The 20681-nt window shown below is 62.6% G+C and carries 19 protein-coding genes; 3 read left to right on the forward strand and 16 right to left on the reverse strand.

Features of this window, described 5'->3' with window-relative positions:
* Positions 1–48 precede the first annotated feature (48 nt).
* Both AC04SG_RS09060 and AC04SG_RS09065 read right to left on the reverse strand, forming a co-directional pair.
* Positions 49–1968 (reverse strand): potassium transporter Kup, encoded by a 1920-nt coding sequence (locus tag AC04SG_RS09060; RefSeq protein WP_488550747.1) that lies wholly within the window; start codon positions 1966–1968, stop codon positions 49–51.
* 102 nt (positions 1969–2070) lie between these two features.
* Positions 2071–2811: a pyridoxine 5'-phosphate synthase gene (locus tag AC04SG_RS09065; protein ID WP_488550748.1), complete on the reverse strand. Its 741-nt coding sequence runs from the start codon at positions 2809–2811 to the stop codon at positions 2071–2073.
* Between the two features lie 112 nt (positions 2812–2923).
* Between AC04SG_RS09065 and AC04SG_RS09070 the strand changes: the two genes are divergently transcribed.
* Positions 2924–3343, forward strand: coding sequence for a SpoIIAA family protein (locus tag AC04SG_RS09070; protein ID WP_192257945.1), 420 nt, complete (start codon positions 2924–2926; stop codon positions 3341–3343).
* 6 nt (positions 3344–3349) lie between these two features.
* Here the strand turns inward: AC04SG_RS09070 and AC04SG_RS09075 are convergent, their stop codons facing one another.
* From AC04SG_RS09075 to AC04SG_RS09110, 8 genes are all read right to left on the reverse strand, one after another.
* On the reverse strand, positions 3350–4477 hold the full coding sequence (locus AC04SG_RS09075) for an ATP-dependent DNA helicase (RefSeq protein ID WP_488550749.1): 1128 nt from the start codon (positions 4475–4477) through the stop codon (positions 3350–3352).
* Positions 4478–4872: 395 nt separating this feature from the next.
* The gene (locus tag AC04SG_RS09080) at positions 4873–5226 is read right to left on the reverse strand and encodes a nitrile hydratase accessory protein (RefSeq protein ID WP_488550750.1); all 354 of its coding nucleotides are present in this window, start codon (positions 5224–5226) and stop codon (positions 4873–4875) included.
* Positions 5213–5872, reverse strand: a complete 660-nt coding sequence (gene nthB / locus AC04SG_RS09085; protein ID WP_488550751.1) for a nitrile hydratase subunit beta — start codon at positions 5870–5872, stop codon at positions 5213–5215. The genes AC04SG_RS09080 and nthB overlap by 14 nt, the downstream gene beginning before the upstream one ends.
* Positions 5869–6474, reverse strand: a complete 606-nt coding sequence (gene nthA / locus AC04SG_RS09090) for a nitrile hydratase subunit alpha (protein ID WP_488550752.1) — start codon at positions 6472–6474, stop codon at positions 5869–5871. The genes nthB and nthA overlap by 4 nt, the downstream gene beginning before the upstream one ends.
* A 64-nt stretch (positions 6475–6538) precedes the next feature.
* Positions 6539–9703: an efflux RND transporter permease subunit gene (locus AC04SG_RS09095; RefSeq protein ID WP_488550753.1), complete on the reverse strand. Its 3165-nt coding sequence runs from the start codon at positions 9701–9703 to the stop codon at positions 6539–6541.
* Entirely contained in the window at positions 9700–10986 is a 1287-nt protein-coding gene (locus tag AC04SG_RS09100; protein ID WP_488550754.1) for an efflux RND transporter periplasmic adaptor subunit, read from the reverse strand. The genes AC04SG_RS09095 and AC04SG_RS09100 overlap by 4 nt, the downstream gene beginning before the upstream one ends.
* Positions 10987–11235: 249 nt before the next feature.
* Positions 11236–11832, reverse strand: coding sequence for a LysE family translocator (locus AC04SG_RS09105; protein WP_488550755.1), 597 nt, complete (start codon positions 11830–11832; stop codon positions 11236–11238).
* Between the two features lie 125 nt (positions 11833–11957).
* Positions 11958–12914, reverse strand: coding sequence for an acyl-CoA desaturase (locus tag AC04SG_RS09110; RefSeq protein ID WP_488550756.1), 957 nt, complete (start codon positions 12912–12914; stop codon positions 11958–11960).
* A 181-nt stretch (positions 12915–13095) separates the two neighbouring features.
* On the opposite strand from AC04SG_RS09110, the gene AC04SG_RS09115 reads away from it, so the two are divergent.
* Positions 13096–13470: a metalloregulator ArsR/SmtB family transcription factor gene (locus AC04SG_RS09115; protein ID WP_488550757.1), complete on the forward strand. Its 375-nt coding sequence runs from the start codon at positions 13096–13098 to the stop codon at positions 13468–13470.
* A gap of 31 nt (positions 13471–13501) precedes the next feature.
* On the opposite strand, the gene AC04SG_RS09120 is transcribed toward AC04SG_RS09115, so the two are convergent.
* From AC04SG_RS09120 to AC04SG_RS09130, 3 genes are all read right to left on the reverse strand, one after another.
* Complete coding sequence (locus tag AC04SG_RS09120; protein ID WP_488550758.1) at positions 13502–14137, reverse strand: macro domain-containing protein; 636 nt, start codon at positions 14135–14137, stop codon at positions 13502–13504.
* A 179-nt stretch (positions 14138–14316) separates the two neighbouring features.
* Positions 14317–14889, reverse strand: coding sequence for an acetolactate synthase small subunit (gene ilvN, locus AC04SG_RS09125; RefSeq protein ID WP_023668352.1), 573 nt, complete (start codon positions 14887–14889; stop codon positions 14317–14319).
* A 139-nt stretch (positions 14890–15028) separates the two neighbouring features.
* Complete coding sequence (locus AC04SG_RS09130) at positions 15029–16825, reverse strand: acetolactate synthase 3 large subunit (RefSeq protein WP_488550759.1); 1797 nt, start codon at positions 16823–16825, stop codon at positions 15029–15031.
* 571 nt (positions 16826–17396) lie between these two features.
* On the opposite strand from AC04SG_RS09130, the gene AC04SG_RS09135 reads away from it, so the two are divergent.
* Positions 17397–19199, forward strand: coding sequence for an NAD(P)-binding domain-containing protein (locus AC04SG_RS09135; RefSeq protein ID WP_488550760.1), 1803 nt, complete (start codon positions 17397–17399; stop codon positions 19197–19199).
* Positions 19200–19209: 10 nt separating this feature from the next.
* Here the strand turns inward: AC04SG_RS09135 and AC04SG_RS09140 are convergent, their stop codons facing one another.
* The 3 genes from AC04SG_RS09140 to AC04SG_RS09150 are packed head-to-tail and all read right to left on the reverse strand — an operon-like array spanning position 19210 to position 20634.
* Positions 19210–19737, reverse strand: coding sequence for a GNAT family N-acetyltransferase (locus AC04SG_RS09140; protein ID WP_488550761.1), 528 nt, complete (start codon positions 19735–19737; stop codon positions 19210–19212).
* Positions 19738–19754: 17 nt separating this feature from the next.
* On the reverse strand, positions 19755–20063 hold the full coding sequence (locus AC04SG_RS09145; protein ID WP_488550762.1) for a hypothetical protein: 309 nt from the start codon (positions 20061–20063) through the stop codon (positions 19755–19757).
* Between the two features lie 4 nt (positions 20064–20067).
* Positions 20068–20634 (reverse strand): helix-turn-helix domain-containing protein, encoded by a 567-nt coding sequence (locus tag AC04SG_RS09150; RefSeq protein ID WP_488550763.1) that lies wholly within the window; start codon positions 20632–20634, stop codon positions 20068–20070.
* Between the last annotated feature and the right edge of the window lie 47 nt (positions 20635–20681).

A 20681-nucleotide genomic window follows, 5' to 3' on the forward strand; every position in this document is an offset into this window, starting at 1 on the left:
GCTGCACTGCAAAGGCAAAGGCCGTACCTTCGGGCACGGCCTTTTCTGTCAGATCGCCACCTGCGTGCCGATCTCGACCACGCGCCCCGTGGGGATCTGGAAATATTCCGTCGCGTCGGCCGCCGTGCGGGCGAGCCCAATGAACAGCTTGTCCTGCCACACCGGCATGCCGGAATTGGGCGAGGCCTTGAGCGAACGCCGCGACAGGAAGAACGAGGTCGTCATGATGTCGAACTTCCAGCCCTGCTTGCGGCAGATCGCCAGCGCACGCGGAATGTTGGGCTGTTCCATATAGCCGAAGGTCAGCGTCACCCGCATGAACAGCTCGTTGACCGTCTCCATCTTGACGCGCTCGCTGTCGGGCACCAGCGGCTGCGGCGCCGTCACCACCGAGAGGATGACGTTCTGCTCGTGCAGAACCTTGTAGTGCTTCAGGCTGTGCATCAGCGCGGTTGGCGCGCTTTGCGGATCGCTGGTCAGGAACACCGCGGTGCCGGACACCAGCTGCGGCTTCTTCTTCAACAGATTGCCGGCGAGGAAATCGAGCGGGATTTCGTTGCGGCGGGTCTTGTCGAAGAGATAGCGGCTGCCGCGCACCCAGGTCCACATGGCGAGCACGATGGTGAAGGCCACCGCCAGCGAGGCCCAGCCACCCTCGAACACCTTGACGATGTTGGAAGCAAAGAAGCCGACGTCGATGAAGCCGAACACAGCCGTCATTGCGACCGCTACCCACAGCCGCCATTTCCAGATGCGCGTCATGACGACGAAGAGCAGCACTGTCGTGACCAGCATGTTGCCGGTGACTGAGATGCCGTAGGCCGACGCCAGCTTGCTCGATTCGCCGAAGCCGACCACCAAAAGCATCACCACCAGCGCCAGCAGCAAATTGACGCGCGGCATGTAAATCTGGCCGGACTGCCGTTCCGACGTGTGCAGGATTTCCAACCGCGGCAGCATGTTGAGTTGCACAGCCTGCCGGGTCAGCGAGAAGGCGCCTGATATGACCGCCTGGCTGGCGATAACCGTCGCCGCCGTCGCCAATACGACCATGGGGATCAGTGTCCAGCCTTCGTTCATCTCGAAGAATGGATGGCCGACCACGCCATTCTTGGCCAGCACGAAAGCGCCCTGCCCGGCATAGTTGAGCAGCAGGCAGGGGAACACGATCGCCAGCCAGGCGAGCACGATCGGCTTGCGGCCGAAATGGCCGAGATCGGCATAAAGCGCTTCGGCGCCGGTGACGGCGAGGAAGATGGCGCCGATGGTGACGAAGGCGACGTCGGGCGAATTGATCAGGAAGGCGACGATGTAGTGCGGACTGACCGCCCACAGGATTTCCGGATCGGCGATGATGTGGTTCAGGCCGGAAAGGCCGATGGCCAGGAACCAGACCGCCGTGATCGGCCCGAAGATCAGCGCCACGCCGCCGGTACCAAAACGCTGCACCGAAAACAGGATCGCCAGGATAACCAGCGTCAGCGGCACCACATAGGGCTGGAAGGCCGGGGTGACGACATTCATGCCTTCAACCGCCGAAAGCACCGAAATCGCCGGCGTGATGACGGCGTCGCCGAAGAACAGCGACGCGCCGACGATGCCCACACCGAGGATGATCGCCGAGCGCGTCGGGAAACTGCCCCGCGCCAGCGCCATCAGCGACAGCACGCCGCCCTCGCCGCGGTTGTCGGCGCGCAGCACGAAATTGATGTATTTGATGGTGACGATGATCGTCAGCGACCAGATGATGAGCGACAGCACGCCCAGAATATCGCCGCGGTCGGCGACCTCGCCGCCGGACGACGCCACCAGTGCCTCGCGGAACGCGTAGATCGGGCTGGTGCCGATGTCGCCATAGACCACGCCGAGCGCGCCCAGCATCAGCACCTTGGTGCTATGCTGTTCGATTTCGGGATGGCTCGATTGTTCGACGGGTTCTGCCTCACTACCAGTATTGGTAAGGGCCATGGACGACACTCCGATAAGCGGGCGGTGCTCTACGCTTGCTGCGATGCAATATCAAGTGCCCTCAGGTAATGGCTGCCATGCCGTAACGCCAGGGGTTTGCCTCTACCACCCGCATGCCCTAAGAAACCGCCCCACCGTGCCGGCCATGCCATACTCCAACGCATCGGCTGTCAACCCATGCCCTATCGACACTTCGGCCAATGCCGGGATGCGCCTTGCCAACGCCGGCAGGTTGTTCACCACCAGATCGTGGCCGGCATTGACCTGAAGCCCCGCGGCGAGTGCCGCGTCAGCGGTTTTTCCCAATCTTTCCAGTTCCTTCTGCGCCTTGGCGGAATCGGAATAGCAGCTGCCGTAAGGCCCGGTATAGAGCTCGATCCGGTCCGCGCCGGTATCGCGCGCGGCGGCGACGCCGTCGGGGTCCGGATCGGAAAACAGTGACACGCGAAAGCCCCCCTTTTTCAGGCGCTTAACGATCGGATTGAGGAACGCGGCCTCGGCGGCAAAGTTCCAGCCATGGTCGGAGGTCGCCTGCGCCGGATCGTCGGGCACCAGGGTGACCTGTTCCGGCTGGTGCTTTTCCACAAGCGCCAAAAAATCCTGCGTCGGATAACCTTCGATGTTGAATTCCGCCTTGGGAAACTCGTCGTCGATCAGCGCTCGGATCTCAGGCAAGTCGGAATGCCTGGTGTGGCGCTCGTCCGGCCGCGGATGCACCGTCAGCCCGTGCGCGCCGGCGGCAAGCGCCAGGCGGCCGAGCCCGGTGACGCTCGGCCATGGCAGATCGCGGCGGTTGCGCAGCATGGCGATGGCGTTGAGGTTGACGGAAAGTTTTGCGGGCATGGCGTGAGGTCCGGCTGTTTGTGCAGCGCATCTATACTGCCTTTGACGGGAACAGACAGGGGGTTTCGGGTGTTCCAGTCATGACATCTGCTCGCAGAGGGAGGCCCAGCCAATGAATTTTCTCCAATCCGTGCCGGCGATCCGCCGTATCGAAACCGACCGTGAGGATCTTTTCGCCATCGACGTTGTCGGCCATATCTCGGCGGCAGACGGTGAAAATCTGTTTGGATTGCTTGAGGCCGCCTACGCGCTTCACCCGCGAATCGACGTGTTGATGCGGCTGGTCGATCACGAGGGTGTCGACTGGGCGGATGTCGCCGACGAGACGCTGAAACAGGGCACGGTGCACGCCCTGGAGCATATCGCCCGCTGCGCGACGATCGGCGAGCCGAACTGGATAGCGGATGCGCAGAGCTTCCTCCCCGCTGCATCTCCCATCGAGTTCAGGCACTTCAAGGCCGAGGACGAAGCGGACGCCTGGCAATGGCTGGGCGCGACGCCACTCAGCCCTGCTACGCCAACTGCTACCTGACGCCAGCTATCTAACGATGGTCAGCCGCTCTGCGGCGCGGGTGATGGCGGTGTAGAGCCAGCGCTGGCGGGTTTCCTTGAAGGCCCAGCTCTCGTCGAACAGCACGACGTCGTTCCACTGCGAGCCCTGCGCCTTGTGCACGGTCAGCGCGTAGCCATAGTCGAAATCGTCAAAGCGCTTCTTCTGCTGCCAGGGGATATCAGCGTCCGGATCCTCGAACGCCGACTTGAGCAGCTTGATCTTGGCGACGCCGCGGTCGGGATCGTCTTCTTCGGGCGAGACCAGAAGATTGATGCCGGGCTTCACCGTCTCGCGCGACGAGGTCATCACCTTCCACAGCGAGCCGTTGAGAAGACCCTTGGCCGGGTCGTTGCGCAGGCAGACCAGCTTGTCGCCGGCCTGCGGATAATCGGCATTGAACCCCTTCAGCTCGCGCAGGCGCTGATTGTAGCGGCGGCGCGTGCGGTTGGTGCCGACCAGCACCTGGTCCGCCTTCAGCACCAGCTCCTGGGTGACGTCCTCCTTGCCGATAACCTGCGCGGTGCCGTAGTCGCCGCGCATGAACTCGCGGCCCTCGCGCACGTCGAGCGCCAGCTGGATGATCGGATTGTCGCGCGCCTGGCGGTGGATTTCGGTGAGCAGCACATCCGGCTCGTGCTCGGTGAAGAAGCCGCCGCCCGAGATCGGCGGCAGCTGCGCCGGATCGCCGAGCACCAGGATAGGCGTGCCGAAACTCAAGAGATCGCGCCCAAGCTGCTCGTCGACCATCGAGCATTCGTCGATGACAACCAGCTTGGCACGCGAAATCGGGCTTTGCCGGTTGAGCGAAAAGGTCGGCGACATCGAGGTCTTGCCGGTCACCTCGTCGGCAACCGATTCCTCGCCTTTCGGCCGGTAGATCAGTGAATGGATGGTGCGGGCATTGACGGCGCCCTTGGAGCGCAGCACCTGTGCGGCCTTGCCGGTGAAGGCGGCGAACTGCACCTGGCCGTCGACATGTTCGGCAAAATAGCGTGCCAGCGTCGTCTTGCCGGTGCCGGCATAGCCGAACAGCCGGAAGACCTGCGGCCGGCCCTCCTTGAGCCAGCGCGCCACCGCCTTCAACGCCTCATCCTGTTGGGGAGAGAATTCCATCAGCTGGAGAGACCGGATTCGCAAGGGAAAGACAAGGCCGTCACCATCAATGCCTTCGGACGCAAGCTATCAGGCTCGAACCGGAACGTAAAGGGAACAAACGTAAAGGAGCCGGGTAGTCGCCTCACATAAGGACATACCGTCAGCGCTGCCCCTCATTGCCCTGCCGGACGTTCGTCATTCGAAAAGCCAAGCAGTTGGCTTTTCGTCCGCTTCGCGGACCATTCCTCAACTCCCCGTATGGTGACGGGGAGAAAAAGGCTGGCCGCAGCCTCGGCGCCATCATGAGATGCTGGAGATTAGCGAAACCGGCGATGACAGCGCCCCTCTCCCCGTCACTATACGGGGAGAGGATGCCGGCAGGCAGGTGAGGGGCAGCGCAAACGCTCCAAACTTTATACCTCACCAAGCCCGGGATCGTTCTCCAGCAGGATAGGCTTGCCATGCGGCGTGGCATGGGCGGCCCGCTCCCAGGCGGCGGCGAGTGTGTCGACATCGCTTTTTCCGGCGACGCCCTTGGCCGCCAGCAGTTTCTCCAGCGCCGCCAGCCAATGCTCGTAGTAGTCATGCCCGTCGCTTGCAGCGCTCGGCTTCTTCACCTGCGCCGACAGCGCTTCGGCCCATTCGCTCCAGGAGAACAGGCCCTTGTCATGCAGCGCCACCGTCATGGCGAAGGCTTCGGCCTGCCACGGCTCTGAAAACACCGGCTCATCGAACCCTGCCGGCAATGCGCCCTCATGCCGGCTCAAGATAGCTCTCCCAGGCATCGATCGAGACGGTGAGCGTCGGGTCGGCGCCCTCGCCCCAAATTTCAGGGCCATCGAAGACGACGGTATAGACCCATTGCGGGTTTTCGCCCTTGCCATGCGCGTTGCTGTCGGGGAAGACAAAACCGTCGCGCACAGCCTCGATCACGCCCTGCTTGTCGCGCGCATAGCGCGGCAGGCGCGTATGGCCGGTGGGACTGAAATTCTTTGTCCGCACAGGATCGCCCGCTTTGAACCGCGCCGGTGTCGCAACCGGCCGGTCGCAAGGGCCGCCCTTGGCCAGCACCGCCGGCACGCTTTCGGCCTTCAACACCCTCTTCGGTGTCGCCGCCGGATCGACCGCCCTGCCCGTATCGAGATCGCGCTCGGTGACGAAGCCGTGGCGCTTCAACAGCACCTCCAGCGCCTTGATCCAGATCTGGTAGTAGCTCGATGAATAGTAGACCGCCGGATGCAACGATTCCCTGGCGTGCCGGCTCTCATCGATGTTCCAGGCGCCCATGGCGCCGGCTGTGAGCGTGACGCCAAGCGCCCGCCTTTCCCATGCCGCATGGAAATAAGGTTCGTCCTTTTCAGGTGCGACCGGGCCAAACCCCATCTGCCCGCCGAGATCCTGCGGCCCGTTCATGCCGGCACCTTCGCGACAGCGGTGCCGATCATTGCATCGCGGCTGACCAGCTCCGCGAGCTGTTCCTCGCTCCAGCCTTCTGTACCCTCAGGCCGTATCGGCATCACGAGATAGCGCAGCTCGGCGGTCGAATCCCAGACGCGGATCTTTTTCTCCGCCGGCAAGGTCAGGCCGAATTCCTCCAGCACGCCGCGCGGATCGATCACCGCGCGGGAGCGGTAAGGCGGCGCCTTGTACCAGACCGGCGGCAGGCCAAGCACCGACCACGGATAGCAGGAGCACAGCGTGCAGACGACGAGGTTATGCGTCTCCTCCGTGTTGAACACCGCCTGCATGTGTTCGCCCTGCCGGCCGGTGTAACTCAGCGAGGCGATCGCCTCCGTCGCATCGCGCTTCAGCCAGTCGGCATAAGCCGGGTCGCTCCAGGCTTTCGCCACAACCCTGGCGCCATTACGCGGCCCGATCTTGGTCTCATAGGTGTCGACGATGACATCGATCGCCGCCGGATCGATCAGGCCTTTTTCAGTGAGGATGGTTTCCAGCGCGCGCACCCGCGCCGCAAATGGGTCGAACTCGTTGTCGTGGTCATGATCGTGGGACATGACCGCAGATTAGGATTGCCGGAACGACTCGGCAAGCATGACAGCTTGGGCCACGGGCCGCTGCCTATTCGGCGGCGGCCTTTTGCGGTTCGACAAGCCGGTCCTCGGGGCCGAACAGCGAGCCTTGCTCGCCGCTCTCGACAGCATGCAGCGCCGGCCGGCTCTTTTTCGAGGAGAAGAAGCTCATCAGCCAGCCGGAGAAATTCTCGAAATAGACGTAGATCACCGGCGTGACGAACAACGTCAGCGCCTGCGAAGCGAGCAGACCGCCGACAACGGCGACGCCGAGCGGCTGGCGCAGTTCCGCACTGGCGCCGGTGCCGAGCGCGATCGGGAACGTGCCCATCAATGCTGCCAGCGTCGTCATCATGATCGGCCTGAACCGCATCAGGCACGCCTTGTGGATGGACTCCTTGGCCGACATGCCGTCTCGTCGCAGTTCCAGCGCGACGTCGACCATCATGATGCCGTTCTTCTTGACGATGCCGATCAGCATCAGGATGCCGATCACCGCGATCACCGAAAGATCCATGCCGGCAAAGCGCAACGCCACCACTGCGCCGAGCACCGCCGAAGGCAGGCCGGTCAGAATGGTCAGCGGATGGATGAAGCTCTCATAGAGGATGCCGAGCACGATGTAGATGGTCAGGATGGCGCCACCGATCAGCAGGCCCTGATTGGCCAGCGAATCCTGGAAGGTCTTGGCGGTGCCGGCGAAGCTGGTCGAGATCGCCTTCGGCATGCCGATCTGCTCCTTCAGCGCGTCGATGCGGGCCGTGCTGTCGCCGAGCGCCACGCCCTGCGGCAGATTGTAGGAGATGGTCACCGCCGGAAGCTGGCCGAGCTGGTTGACCGTCAGGGCGCCGGCCGTGCGGTCGACGCGGGCAAAAGCGCCGAGCGGCACCAGGCTGCCGCTCGCCGTCCGCATCTGGATGGCGAGCATGCGCTCCGGCGACCATTCGATGTTGGGATCGAGCTCGGTGATGACTTCATAGCTGTCAGCCGAACCGAAGATTGTCGAAACCTGGTCGGTGCCGAATCCGCCATAGAGGGCGGAGCGCAGCGTGTCGGTGTCGATGCCGAGCTGGGCGGCCTTGTCGCGGTCGACCACCAGCGATGCCTGCAGGGCATTGTTCTGCAGATCGCTGGTGACGTCGGTGAAATTCGCATGGTCGGCCGCCATCGCGTCATTCAGCTTCTGCGCCCAGATGTCGGTCTGGCCGGTATCGAGGCCCTGTACGACCAGCTGGTAGGCGCTGGCTGACGAGCGCGAACCGAGCCGCAGGTTCTGCACCGGCTGCATGTAGGTTTCGATACCCGCCACGCCGGCCAGTTGCCGCCTTAGATCCGCAAGCACCTTCTCGATATCGGGACGCTGGTCCTTGCCCTTGAGCTGAACGAAAAGCTGCCCCTGGTTGAGCGCATTGCTGCCGCTGCCCGCGGACCACGCCACATGATCGACATAGGGCGAATGCGAAAAGACGCTGGCCACCTGCCCCTGCAGCTTCGACATGGCGTCGAACGAGATGTCCTGGCGCGCGATTGTCGTCACCGATATCTGGCCGATATCCTCCTGCGGGAAGAAGCCCTTCGGCGACACCTCGATCAGCCACACCGAGCCTGCCGCGGTTCCGATGAAGACGAGGAACACCAGGAAAGTGTGGCGCAGGCAGAAGCTGAGCAGCCGGTCGTAGCTGCGGGTAACAAAATCCTGCTTGTGGCCAGGGCCATGCTTGTCGCGGTCGGCCTTCGTCACCGACAGCAGCCGCGAGCACAGCATCGGCGTCAGCGTCAGCGACACGAACATCGACGCCAGGATGGCGACCGTTACCACTACGGCGAACTCGTTGAAGATGCGGCCGATGACACCACCCATCAAAAGCACCGGGATGAACACCGCCACCAGCGAGATCGAGATCGAGATGATGGTGAAGCCGATCTCGCGTGCGCCTTTCAGCGATGCGTCAAAGGCCGACAGCCCATCCTCCTCCATGTGGCGGAAGATGTTTTCCAGCATGACGATGGCATCGTCGACGACGAGGCCGACGGCAAGCGTCAGGCCCATCAGCGATATGTTGTCGATGGAAAAGCCGAACAGGAACATCGCGCCGAGCGTGGCGATCAGCGAGATCGGCACCGCCACGGCCGGAATGATGGTTGCCGTCACCCGGCGCAGGAAGACGAAGATCACCATCACCACCAGCGCGATGGTCAAGAGAAGAGTGAACTGCACATCGTCGACGGCCTGGCGGATCGAGGTCGAACGGTCGTTGAGCAGCTTGATCTGGGCGGCGGCCGGCATCTGGTCCTGGAAGGACGGCAGCATCGCCTTGACCTTGTCGACGACGTCGACCGTGTTGGCGTCGGGCTGGCGCTGCACGGCCATGATGATCGCGCGCGTACCGTCGTACCAGCTCGCCGTCGTCGTGGTCTGCACCGAATCGACGACGCGGGTCACTTCGCCCAGCCGCACCGGGTGGCCATCCTTGGTGGCGATGATGAGGTTGGAGAAGCCTGCGGCGTTGGTGAGCTGCGTGTTGGCGGTGATGGTCAGCTGCTGCTTGTCGTTCTGTAAGACGCCGAGCGGCGTGTTGCTGTTGGCCGACGTGATCGCCGTCTGCAGCTGGTCGATCGAGATGCCGCGCGCGGCAAGCGCGGTCGGATCGATCTGGATGCGCACCGCATATTTCTGCTGGCCGAAGATCGAGACCTGCGCCACCCCGTCGATGGTCGACAGCGAGGGCGAGATGACATTTTCGGCGAAGGCATCGAGATCGGTCAACGGAACCGTATCGCTGACCAGCGACATCAAAAGGATCGGCGCGTCGGCCGGATTGACCTTGCGGTAGCTCGGCGGCGAGGTCATTTCCGGCGGCAGCGATTTCTGTGTACGCGCGATCGCCGCTTGCACGTCGGCGGCGGCCGCGTCGATGTCGCGGTTGAGCACGAACTGGATGGCGATCGAGGTCTGGCCGAGCGAGTTGGTGGTCGAGATCGAATCGATGCCGGCGATCGTCGCGAACTGCTTGATCAGCGGCGTCGCCACCGAGGTCGCCATGGTCTCGGGCGACGCGCCCGGCAGTGACGCCGAGACGTTCACGACCGGAAATTCAGCACTTGGCAGTGCCGCCACCGGCAGGAACTTGTAGGCAAACAGCCCGCCCAGCACGAGGGCGAACGACATCAGCAGCGTGGCGACGGGCCTGCGTATGCAGAATTCGGAAATCATTGGGCGCCAGCCTTCTCGGCTTGCGCGACCTTTGGCGCCGCCTGATCACCACCGGCCGCCTTGCCCTCATGCACGGCGGCGCCGTCCTTCAGCCTGGTCTGGCCCTCGACGACCACCTTCTCGCCGGACTTGACGCCCTCGCTGATGGCGCTGTTTTCGCCTTCGGTCAGCGCCACTTGCACCGGCCGCATCTCGACCGTGTTGTCCGGCTTGACCACATAGACGAAGGGGCCCTTCTGGCTGGGCTGGACCGCGACCGTCGGAACCGAGGTCATCTGCGGCATGATGCCGGCGTCAAGGATGACGTTCACATACTGTCCGGGCCATAGCGACAGATCGGCATTGGGTATGCTTGCCCGCGTCGCAATGGTTCCGGAGGCAGTGTCGACACTGGAATCGACGAAGTCGAGTGTGCCCTTGCCAATCGGCGTTGGGTCGCCGTCCTTGGTCAGCGTGACCGCGCCCTGGTGCGGGTTGGCCAGCGCCTTGTGCAGCAGCGCCAGATTGCTTTCCGGGAGGTTGAAGTTGACCTGCAGCGGATCTATCTGGGTGACAGTCACCAGCGGCGTCGCCGTGGTGCTGTTGCCGTTGCTGACGGTGACGAGGTCGCCAACCGAGACATTGACGGCGCCCAGCCGGCCCGAGATCGGCGCCGTGATCGCTGCGTAGCTCAGCTGGACGGTATCGGCATCGATCGTCGCCTTGTCGGCGTCGATGGTTGCGGCCGCCGCCTTCTGCGCGGCCAGCGCCTGATCGTAGGTCTGCTGCGTGCCGGCCTGCTTGGCGACCAGGTCCTTGGCGCGCTGCAGATCGGCCTGAGCGCTGACCAGCATCGCCTGGTCCTTGGCCAGCGTCGCCTGGTCCTTGGCCAGTTGCGCCTTCAGCGACCGGTCGTCGAGCGAGAACAGCAGATCGCCGGTCTTCACCATCTGCCCGTCCTTGACGTCGATCGACACGATCTGGCTGGACACGCGCGCATTGATGTTGACCACGGCCGGCGAGGATACGAAGCCGATGGCGTAGCGGCGGATCGGAAAATCGGCCGTTGTCGCGGTGGCCGAAACGATCGAGGCCGAACGGGCGGCATTGCCGCCGGCGCCGGATTTGCCCGCGGCCTTGTCAGCCGAAGTCTTGTCCGCCGCAGCCGGCTTGTCCGCCGCTGTCTGCCTGGCGCCCGGCAGCATCTGCTGCAGACTGCTCATCGCCGCCGGCGAAAAATAGACCCACGCCGCGGCAACACAGGCCGCCGCCACTACCACCGCCAGAACGACTTTCCCGCGCATCGACTACAAGCCCTATGATCCGACACGCCGAACCCGGTGGTCTCATTCTACCGCAAATCACGGCGCCTTGCCGCGATTTTGCGGAAGTAGATAGGACACGCCTTTGTCGGAAAAGGGCCAAAACGCGGCATTACGAAGATTTAATGTGCACTGCACAATGAATGGGCAGCCGGCTCAGAAGTCGGAAAGCCAGCCAGGATGTGGTTGAGATTCAGGTCCGGCGAACCTCACCTGAACATCAAGCATATCCTATTTCAGCATCGGCCAAAGGGTCGCTGCGAGCAGCACGCCCATGGCGATGTTGAACCATTTCAGCCGCACCGGATCCGACAGGAAACCGCGCAGCGCGGTGCCGAAACCCGCCCAGATCGACACGCTCGGCAAATTGACCAGCGAGAAGGCAAAAGCGATCAACACCACCGACAGGAATGGATGGTCGGCGTTGGTGTAGACGGCCATGGCGGTGATCGCCATCACCCAGGCCTTGGGATTGACCCATTGAAACGCTGCCGCGTCGATAAAGCGCATCGGCTTGGCCTCCGCCTCGCCCTTGGCGCTAAGGGAGCGTGACATGGCGATCTTCCAGGCGAGGTAGAGAAGATAGGCGGCGCCGGCGATCTTGAGTGCCGTGTGCAGCGCCGGAAACGCCGTCAGCACCGCGCCGAGGCCGAAACCGACGGCCATCAACAGCACGCAAAAGCCGATGCTAATGCCCAGCATATGCGGGATTGTCCGGACGATGCCGAAATTAACGCCCGACGCCAAAAGCATAAGGTTGTTCGGCCCAGGCGTGATCGAGGTCACGAAGGCATAGACCAAAAGGGCAAGGAAGGCGTCGAGGGTCATGACGGCTCACAAAGGTCAGCAATGCTGACTTAAATAGACTGGGCGCCCGGACGCAACTCCATTCGATTGGTCCAACACGCCCCGCCGTGATCCGTCTATTCTGAGCCAGTCACAGCCGAGACAGTCTACCTGCCCTGAGGCCGCGCCGACAACAGGCCGGGCGCAGCAGCCGTTTGCTGCTGTCTTGCCAACCGCCGCAGGCCTTTGCGTTTGGGCGTGTTCTCCGGAAGCTTCACCCCATGCGCCAGGCCAAGCGCGGCAAGGATGCGGATGAAAACCCAGCCGAGATCGATCTGCCCGCGCTCAAGGCCGAGCCTGGCGGATTCGGGAAACGCATGGTGATTGCCGTGAAAACTCTCGCCGAAAGTCACCAGGCCGAAACGCGGCAGATTGTAACCTTGCACGGCAACACCATCGACGCGCCAGCCCTGCTGTCCTCCCCGATGCGCAAAATGCCCGACCAGCCAATGCCCGGTGAGCGACACCGAGACCCGCACCGCGATGCCCCAGACCACCCAATTCCAGCCGCCAAGGGCGAAGAACAGGATCGCCCACGGCAATTGCTGCAGCATCCAGGTGCGCTCGACAAATTTGTAGAAGCGGTCGTTGCGGATCGATGGCTCGATGACGAAGTCAGGCGGATTGCGCAACGCCACAGCGCAATGCATCTGCCAGAAGGCGTCGGCGAAGAAGGGCCGGCGGTGGGCGTGCAAATCGTGGCAGGCCGTCTGGCGCTGCGCCCAGTCTCTGATGTCATGCGCATAGATGATGCCGAAGGGACCTGCCATGCCGACGAGCGTGCCGAGATAGACCAGTGCATGCTCGATCCAGATATGCACCTTGAATGAGCGGTGGATGAGCAGGCGATGCATGCCGACCGAATGCCCGGCGCAGATCGTCACCGCCGTTGTCGCCACAAACAGGGCGACAGCGCTCCAGCTGAATGTCATCGGCCCGAACACTAGGGCAATCAGCGTCATCGCGCCGACCCAGATCGACTTGGCCGGCATCCAGACGACCTCGCCGTCCTCGGCGTCGCTCAAGGGCTGCGATATCATTCTGCCTGTGGATATGGTCTTCATCGGTACCCCTCCTCTGCAGGAAACATTTCCGAACCAGAGCCTTGCCTTTCGCCAAGCCGGCACTTATTTAGGCAGTAAGCTAATTATCTACTATCTCGGATTAGGTATTTAGGCAATAGTCTAAATACCGGGGAAATGCAGACCGGAGGCACACGCCTTCGCCACCTACGAGGCAGGAATTGTGATCGAAGACGACATCTCGAATGGCGAAACGGCCGCCGGCAGCGGCGCCATACAGCGCGTGTTCGAAGCGCTTTCGTCGCAGCCCCGGCGCAAGATCCTCGCCTATCTCGCCCATTCCTCGCTGACGGCCGGCGAGATCGCGGCGCGCTTCGACATGTCGAAGCCGTCGATCTCGCAGCACTTAAGCATTCTGGAAACGGCCGGCCTCATCGCCAGGGAGCGGCAGGGACAATTCATCCGCTACTCGCTGGTCCAGAACAATCTGGTGAACACGCTGAACGGCTTCGTTCAGGACGTCTGCCCGGTCTCGCGCCCGATCAAAAGGGAGAGCAAGGAGCTTGGCCGAGGCGATGCCGCCAAGGGCCGCGGTTAAGCCGGCGCAGCATCCACTAGTATTTTCTTGACTATTGGAGCCGAACGGGCCTGTCGGTATAGAGCAGTTGATGTCGTTCGGTTGCTTCCGCCCAGCTTTGGGGCAATCGGAAGCTTCCCAGGATGACCTCGTCATAGGCAGTGCGCATTTGCCTCGCGCAAATCTCCGCAGGCACACGCCCTACCCCTGTTCCCATTCCCGGAAAGGCTATCGCACGTATGGCACCAACGCGCTTTGCAAGAAGCAAGGCGGCACGCGTGGCGAGATAGGGATTGATCGTTTCTTTTCCCAATCGCATCGGCACACGCATTGTCGGCGCAGCAACGAGATACGGATGTCGACCGTCCCCGGTCTCTACGATTTCAGCTGATCCAACCAAAAGCTCCCCGTGATGGTTATCAAGGATCTTCCTTCGCAGCTTCAGTTGAAGGTCCCAACCGAAGTGTTGAGAGTAGATGGCGTCGATCCCGCCATCCATGAAGCCGAAGCTGTTTGCGGGACTTACCACGGCGTCGCAGTCGACATCCAGGATTGAGCAATCTGTGACAATTACATCCACCGTCCCGGCAAACTGCTCGCTCCATGCCCGCTCAAGCTGGCGATCGGGAGCCGATAGGATGATGGAAAGATCAGTCACGGCAAGTTGGCTTCGGATTGTAGATTCCATCTATCCTGTTTCTTGACCTGGCGGCAGCCGACAAGATGCCCCGTCAAGGCGCAAAGGTCACGTGGAATCGCCCCATTACGCAGCTGCGTTTCTCGAAACAGAGGTCGGCGCAGACCAGAACGTCTTTAGCGCAGTCACGATGGTCCATGCGCCTGTCAGGATTGCCGTGCGCATCACGCCTACATCCCTTGCGGGCCGCGGTTCATCGCCGCCACGCCGGTGCGGCAGATCTCGACCAGGCCGAGCGGCTTCATGATGGCGATGAACTGGTCGAGCTTGGAGCCCTTGCCGGTGATTTCGAAGATGAAGTGCTCGGTGTTGGCGTCGATGACCGAAGCGCGGAAGGCATCCGCGAGACGCAGCGCCTCGACGCGGGCCTCGCCGGTGCCGGCCACCTTGACCAGCGCCAGTTCGCGCTCCAGCGGCCGCTCCTGGCCGAACTCATGCGAGCGCACGGTGAGATCGACGACGCGGTGCACCGGCACGATGCGCTCGAGCTGATGCTTGATCTGCTCCAGCACATGCGGCGTGCCGCGCGTCACGATGGTGATGCGCGACAGATGCTTTTCGTGTTCGGTCTCGGAGACGGTGAGGCTCTCGATGTTGTAGCCGCGGCCGGAAAACAGGCCGATGACCCGGGCAAGCACGCCCGGCTCGTTGTCGACCAGCACGGAGAGCGTGTGGTTCTCCGGCTTCTCGGTTTCCTTGGCGATGAAATAGGCGGAGCCGGTCGGTTGAAGCTGTGCGTTCATGACGTGAATCTCGATTTCAGACTTTTGAGCTAATTCTCTGTTTGCGCACGGCTTCTTTCGACAAGCCCTGCCTCGGCTTGTGTTATCGATGGGGCATGATGTCGCCCGAAAACCGCTTCACACTTTTCGGCATCATGCCCTAGACCAGTTCCCTGCCCTTGGCGTCTATGGCGTTGGCCACCGCTTCGTCGGTCGCCTCGTCCGGCAGCAGCATTTCATTATGCGCCTTGCCCGACGGGATCATCGGGAAGCAGTTGGCGAGGTTCGCCACCCGGCAGTCGAACAGCACCGGCTTCTTGACCGCGATCATTTCCTTGATGGCGTCGTCGAGTTCGTCCGGCTTCTCGCAGCGAATGCCATGGCCGCCATAGGCGTCGGCCAGCTTGACGAAGTCGGGCATCGCCTCGGTGTAGGAATGCGACAGACGGTTGCCGTGCAGCAACTGCTGCCACTGCCGCACCATGCCCATATACTGGTTGTTGAGGATGAAGATCTTGATCGGCGCATTGTGCTGCACCGCAGCGCTCATCTCCTGCATCGTCATCTGCACCGAGGCGTCGCCGGCAATGTCGATGACCAGTGCATCGGGATGCGCGATCTGCACGCCGAGTGCTGCCGGCAGGCCATAGCCCATCGTGCCAAGGCCACCGGATGTCATCCAGCGGTTCGGCTTTTCGAAATGATAGTGCTGCGCCGCCCACATCTGGTGCTGGCCGACCTCGGTGGTGATGTAGGTGTCCATATCCTTGGTCAACGCGTAGAGCCGCTGGATGGCGTATTGCGGCATGATCACGTCGTGGTTCATCTTGAAGGCGAGTGAATCGCGCGCGCGCCATTTGGCGATCTGCTCCCACCAGGGATAGAGCGCTTTCTTGTCGGCCTTGGCGCTTGCCCGCCACAGCCGCACCATGTCTTCCAGCACGCGGCCGACATCACCGATGATCGGCACGTCGGTGTGGACGTTCTTGTTGATCGACGACGGATCGATGTCGATGTGGATCTTCTTCGAGTTCGGCGAGAACGCGGTCAGCCGTCCGGTGATACGGTCGTCGAAGCGCGCGCCGATGCAGATCATCACGTCGCAATCGTGCATCGCCATGTTGGCTTCATAGGTGCCGTGCATGCCGAGCATGCCCATCCAGTTCTTGCCCGATGCCGGATAGGCGCCGAGCCCCATCAGCGTCGAGGTGATGGGGAAACCGGTGAGATCGACCAGTTCGCGCAGCAGATGGCTGGCTTCCGGGCCGGAATTGATGACGCCGCCGCCCGAATAGATGATCGGCTTCTTGGCGCTCGCCATCAGCTCGACCGCGGCCTTGACCTTGTCGAGATCGCCCTGGACCTTCGGCTGGTAGCTGGTGCGGGGCGCCGTCTGCGGCGGCACGTAGATGCCCTTGGCGAACTGCACGTCTTTCGGGATGTCGACCACCACCGGGCCGGGACGGCCGGTCGTGGCGACATGGAAAGCCTCGTGTATGGTGGCGGCGAGTTGGTTGACATCCTTCACCAGCCAGTTGTGCTTGGTGCAGGGGCGCGTGATGCCGACCGTGTCGCACTCCTGGAAGGCATCGGAACCGATCAGCGAGGTCGGCACTTGCCCGGTCAGGCAGACCAGAGGTATCGAGTCCATCAGCGCGTCCTGCAGCGGCGTCACCGCATTGGTGGCGCCCGGACCCGATGTCACCAAGAGCACGCCGGCCTTGCCGGTCGAGCGCGCATAGCCTTCAGCCGCATGGCCGGCGCCCTGCTCGTGGCGCACCAGAATGTGCTCGACCTCATCTTGCTGGAAAATTTCGTCGTAAATCGGAAGCACCGCGCCGCCGGGATAACCGAAGACATGCTTGACGCCATTGTCCTTCAGCGCCTGCACCACCATTTCGGCGCCCGTCATTTCCCTGCTTGGCATTTCACGCCGCTCACTCTGTCCGTTGCTCATCGGTCCTGTCCCGTACTGTCCGCCATTGGGCGATTGCTGGTCGTTTAGTCGTGTTTCGGGCAATAAAAAAGGCCCCCGAGGGAGCCTGTGTGTTGCGCATGGGAGGTTTTCGCCCGGCGGTTACACCGCCTTGCCCACGCGCTTTCCTACGAGAATGAGTGCCTTTTTCATCGTGGCGGACAATAGAATTGGTTTTGCGCGGATGTCAACGGGCAATCCGCGCGGCCTTTTGGGCCGCGCGGATTCACTTTTATCAGGCGCCAAGCGTCACGGCCTTCGCCTTGGCCCAGCATCTGGCCGCCCCTTCCGGCGCCCATCTCAGCCGCGCCGAGGATGATGTCCGTCACTGGTTCGCAACCGTCTTCGGCCAGCACATGGCTGAGCGCCCGTAGCATTTGAGCCGGGCGCGGTCCGCACGGCGATTTCCCGATAAGTCTCTGAATACACGCCAAACTATTGGACGACGTGACGCGGCGCATGGTTTGCCGCGATACTGCGCGAAGCCGGACGTCAAGCTTCGGCAGGGTTCCGCTCGCTACAGGCGGCCAGGAAAAATCGCGGAGGAAATTCAATGCTCGACAAGGCCCCCAATAAGAAGCTCTCAGACCTGCTCGATCGCTTCGGCGCGGCACTCAGCGCCGGCGATATCGACAAGGCCGTCGCCTGCTTTCAGGAGGATTGTTACTGGCGCGATCTCGTCACCTTCACCTGGAACATCAAGACGATGGAGGGCCGCGATCAGGTTCGCGACGTGCTGGTCAGCCAATTGGCCAAGACCAAACCGTCGAACTGGGCGATCGCCAAGGGCGAGGACGCGAGCGAAAGCGACGGCGTGCTGGACGGCTGGATCAGCTTCGAAACGGAGGTGGCGCGCGGCTTCGGTCACATCCGGCTGAAGGACGGCAATATCTGGACGCTGCTCACCACCATGGTCGAGCTCAAGGGCCATGAGGAACCGGCCGGCTTCGACCGTCCGCTCGGCGCCAAGCATGGCCATGGCAAGAACCGCCCGACCTGGAAGGAAGAGCGCGAGAAGGAAGCCGCCGAACTCGGCTTCAAGACGCAGCCCTACACGCTGATCATCGGCGGCGGCCAGGGCGGCATCGCGCTCGGCGCGCGGCTGCGGCAACTCGGCGTGCCGACCATCATCGTCGAGAAGAACGAGCGCGCCGGCGACAGCTGGCGCAGGCGCTACAAGTCGCTCTGCCTGCATGACCCCGTCTGGTACGACCATCTGCCCTATATCGATTTTCCCAGAAACTGGCCGGTCTTCGCGCCCAAGGACAAGATTGGCGACTGGCTGGAAATGTACGCCAAGGTGATGGAGCTGAATTATTGGTCCTCGAGCGAGGCCAGGAGCGCTGTCTATGACGACAAGAAGAAGGAATGGACGGTTGTCGTGCGCCGCGACGGCAAGGACATCACGCTGAAGCCGAAGCAGCTGGTGCTGGCCACGGGCCAGTCCGGCAAGGCCAACATGCCGAACTTCAAGGGCATGGAAAGCTTCAAGGGCGACCAGCATCACTCCTCGAAGCATCCCGGCCCCGACGCCTATGTCGGCAAGAAGGCTGTTATCATTGGTTCCAACAATTCAGCCCACGACATCGCCGCAGCCCTTTGGGAGGCAGGCGCCGACGTCACCATGGTGCAGCGCTCGACCACGCATATCGTCAAGTCGGACACGCTGATGGAGATCGGGCTGGGCTCGCTCTATTCGGAAAAGGCGGTCGAGAGCGGCATGACCACCGCCAAGGCCGACCTTGTCTTCGCCTCCCTGCCGTACAAGATCCTGCACGAATTCCAGATCCCGGCCTATGCGGAGATGAAGAAGCGCGACGCCAGCTTCTACAAAGGCCTGGAGAAGGCCGGCTTCATGCTCGACTGGGGCGACGACGGCTCCGGCCTGTTCATGAAGTATCTGAGGCGCGGCTCGGGCTACTACATCGATGTCGGCGCTTCCGACCTGATCATCGACGGCTCGATCAAATTGAAGAGCGGCGTCGAGGTGAAGGAGGTCAAGGCGCACTCGGTGCTGCTCAGCGACGGATCCGAATTGCCGGCCGATCTCATTGTCTACGCCACCGGCTACGGCTCGATGAATGGCTGGGCGGCCGATTTGATCTCACGGGAGGTCGCAGACAAGGTCGGCAAATGCTGGGGCCTTGGCTCCAACACCACCAAGGATCCCGGTCCCTGGGAAGGCGAATTGCGCAACATGTGGAAGCCGACGCAGCAGGAGGCGCTGTGGTTCCATGGCGGCAACCTGCATCAGTCACGCCACTATTCGCAGTTCCTGTCGCTGCAGCTGAAGGCACGCATGGAAGGCATTGCAACGCCGGTCTACGGGCTGCAACAGGTGCACCACAAGGGTTAGCGAAGGACGGTTACCGAGACTGGCCGATGCGCTTCCAGTAGATGAGCGTGCCGGTCAGGCCGCCATGCGGCTTCAGGGCAAAGTCCGGTATTTCGCCGGTGAGCGTGAAGCCGAGTTTTTCGTAGAGGCCCGAAGCGCCCTCTTCCGCAGCGGTGTCCAGCACCAGCAGCGTGCGGCCTCTCTCGACGGCGAGAGCCTCCGCGGCGCGCATCAGCCGGCTCGCTATGCCCTTGCCGCGATGTGCGAGCCGGGTCATCAATTTGGCGATCTCGGCGCGGTGCGGCTGGTTGACCGGCAAGTCGAGCAGCAAGGTCACTGTGCCGAGGAGAGCATCGCCGGCCCAGGCGCCCAGCACCACCCTTTCACCTCTCTCCGCAGCCGTCAGCGACTGGTCCCAGAAGCCTTCCGCCGCCTGCCGGGACAAGGGATGCATGAAGCTGACCGAGCCGCCGGCCGCGACCGTCTCGATCAGCATGTCGACCAGCGCGGCTAGCGTTGCAGCGTCACGCGTGAGAGTCTTGATCTCAATGGAACTCATGCCTGCACCATCCCTTACTAATCCAGGCGCGCGACGCGGCGCCGTTTTCGTCGTGCCTTGATCGCGGCGATGCGATCGGCATCTTTCGGCTGCAGGTGCAGCCCGCGTTCGAGGATTTCGAGCGTGTATTCCTCGTAGGTCAGGCCGAGCCGTTCGGCCTTTTCCATGCGCATCAGCATGACGTCACGGCTCGGCGCCTTCCACGCCTTGGCGTGCGCTGCTTGCCAGGCGAGGAAGATGTATGGATCGCCCTTGCCCCATGGCGGGCCCTTGTAGTCGTCGAGGGGCGGTCCGCCATTATCGGAGCGCTTGGGACGTCTTGCCACGACCTCAGCCCCTGACCAGCGCGACCAGATAGTCGGCGGGCTGCGGCCCCACGGCGTGGAACGTGCAGTCCGACGGCGCGCCGAGCGCAAGGCAGTCGCCGGGCTCGAGACTGTGCACGACATCGCCCTCGGTGAATTCGAGACGTCCGGAGATCAGCCACATCTGCTGCTTGATGAAGGCGTAGGACGCTGCCGGAAAGCTTACCTTGTCGCCGGCCGGCAATTGCACCCGGATCAGTTCGAGCGGCATGTCGGAGACCGGCGACAGATGCCGCCGGACGTAACCGGTGCCGGGATCTCGCCACACTGGCTGCTCGCTTTCGCGCAGCAGGCCGCCGGCTTGCTGCTCGGCGCGCGCAATCAGCGTCGACAGCGTCATGCCGAAGGCGGCGGCGATGCGCACCAGGAGCGCCGCGGTCGGGCTGGTCATGCCCCGCTCGATGGTGCTGAGCATGGCTTTGGAGACGCCGGAGCGATGCGCCAGCTCCGCCAGCGACCAGTTTCGCAAGGTTCTTTCGGCGTGGATTCTTTTGCCGATCGTGGCGGATACATCATTCGCTATATCAGTCATTCGTCCAATATATCGAAATTTCTGCACTGGGAAAGAGGCCGGTCGGT

It is taken from the genome of Mesorhizobium sp. CNPSo 4684 (genome assembly GCF_057784315.1).

Bases quoted from the DNA above. Each gene is read 5' to 3' on its own strand.
- AC04SG_RS09105 (WP_488550755.1), bottom strand. From the start codon at position 11,832: ATGACCCTCGACGCCTTCCTTGCCCTTTTGGTCTATGCCTTCGTGACC.
- AC04SG_RS09075 (WP_488550749.1), bottom strand. From the start codon at position 4,477: ATGGAATTCTCTCCCCAACAGGATGAGGCGTTGAAGGCGGTGGCGCGC.
- AC04SG_RS09100 (WP_488550754.1), bottom strand. From the start codon at position 10,986: ATGCGCGGGAAAGTCGTTCTGGCGGTGGTAGTGGCGGCGGCCTGTGTT.
- AC04SG_RS09140 (WP_488550761.1), bottom strand. From the start codon at position 19,737: ATGAGTTCCATTGAGATCAAGACTCTCACGCGTGACGCTGCAACGCTA.
- nthA (WP_488550752.1), bottom strand. From the start codon at position 6,474: ATGTCCCACGATCATGACCACGACAACGAGTTCGACCCATTTGCGGCG.
- AC04SG_RS09110 (WP_488550756.1), bottom strand. From the start codon at position 12,914: ATGAAGACCATATCCACAGGCAGAATGATATCGCAGCCCTTGAGCGAC.
- AC04SG_RS09130 (WP_488550759.1), bottom strand. From the start codon at position 16,825: ATGAGCAACGGACAGAGTGAGCGGCGTGAAATGCCAAGCAGGGAAATG.
- AC04SG_RS09065 (WP_488550748.1), bottom strand. From the start codon at position 2,811: ATGCCCGCAAAACTTTCCGTCAACCTCAACGCCATCGCCATGCTGCGC.
- AC04SG_RS09060 (WP_488550747.1), bottom strand. From the start codon at position 1,968: ATGGCCCTTACCAATACTGGTAGTGAGGCAGAACCCGTCGAACAATCG.
- nthB (WP_488550751.1), bottom strand. From the start codon at position 5,872: ATGAACGGGCCGCAGGATCTCGGCGGGCAGATGGGGTTTGGCCCGGTC.
- AC04SG_RS09135 (WP_488550760.1), top strand. From the start codon at position 17,397: ATGCTCGACAAGGCCCCCAATAAGAAGCTCTCAGACCTGCTCGATCGC.
- AC04SG_RS09095 (WP_488550753.1), bottom strand. From the start codon at position 9,703: ATGATTTCCGAATTCTGCATACGCAGGCCCGTCGCCACGCTGCTGATG.
- AC04SG_RS09150 (WP_488550763.1), bottom strand. From the start codon at position 20,634: ATGACTGATATAGCGAATGATGTATCCGCCACGATCGGCAAAAGAATC.
- AC04SG_RS09120 (WP_488550758.1), bottom strand. From the start codon at position 14,137: ATGGAATCTACAATCCGAAGCCAACTTGCCGTGACTGATCTTTCCATC.
- ilvN (WP_023668352.1), bottom strand. From the start codon at position 14,889: ATGAACGCACAGCTTCAACCGACCGGCTCCGCCTATTTCATCGCCAAG.
- AC04SG_RS09070 (WP_192257945.1), top strand. From the start codon at position 2,924: ATGAATTTTCTCCAATCCGTGCCGGCGATCCGCCGTATCGAAACCGAC.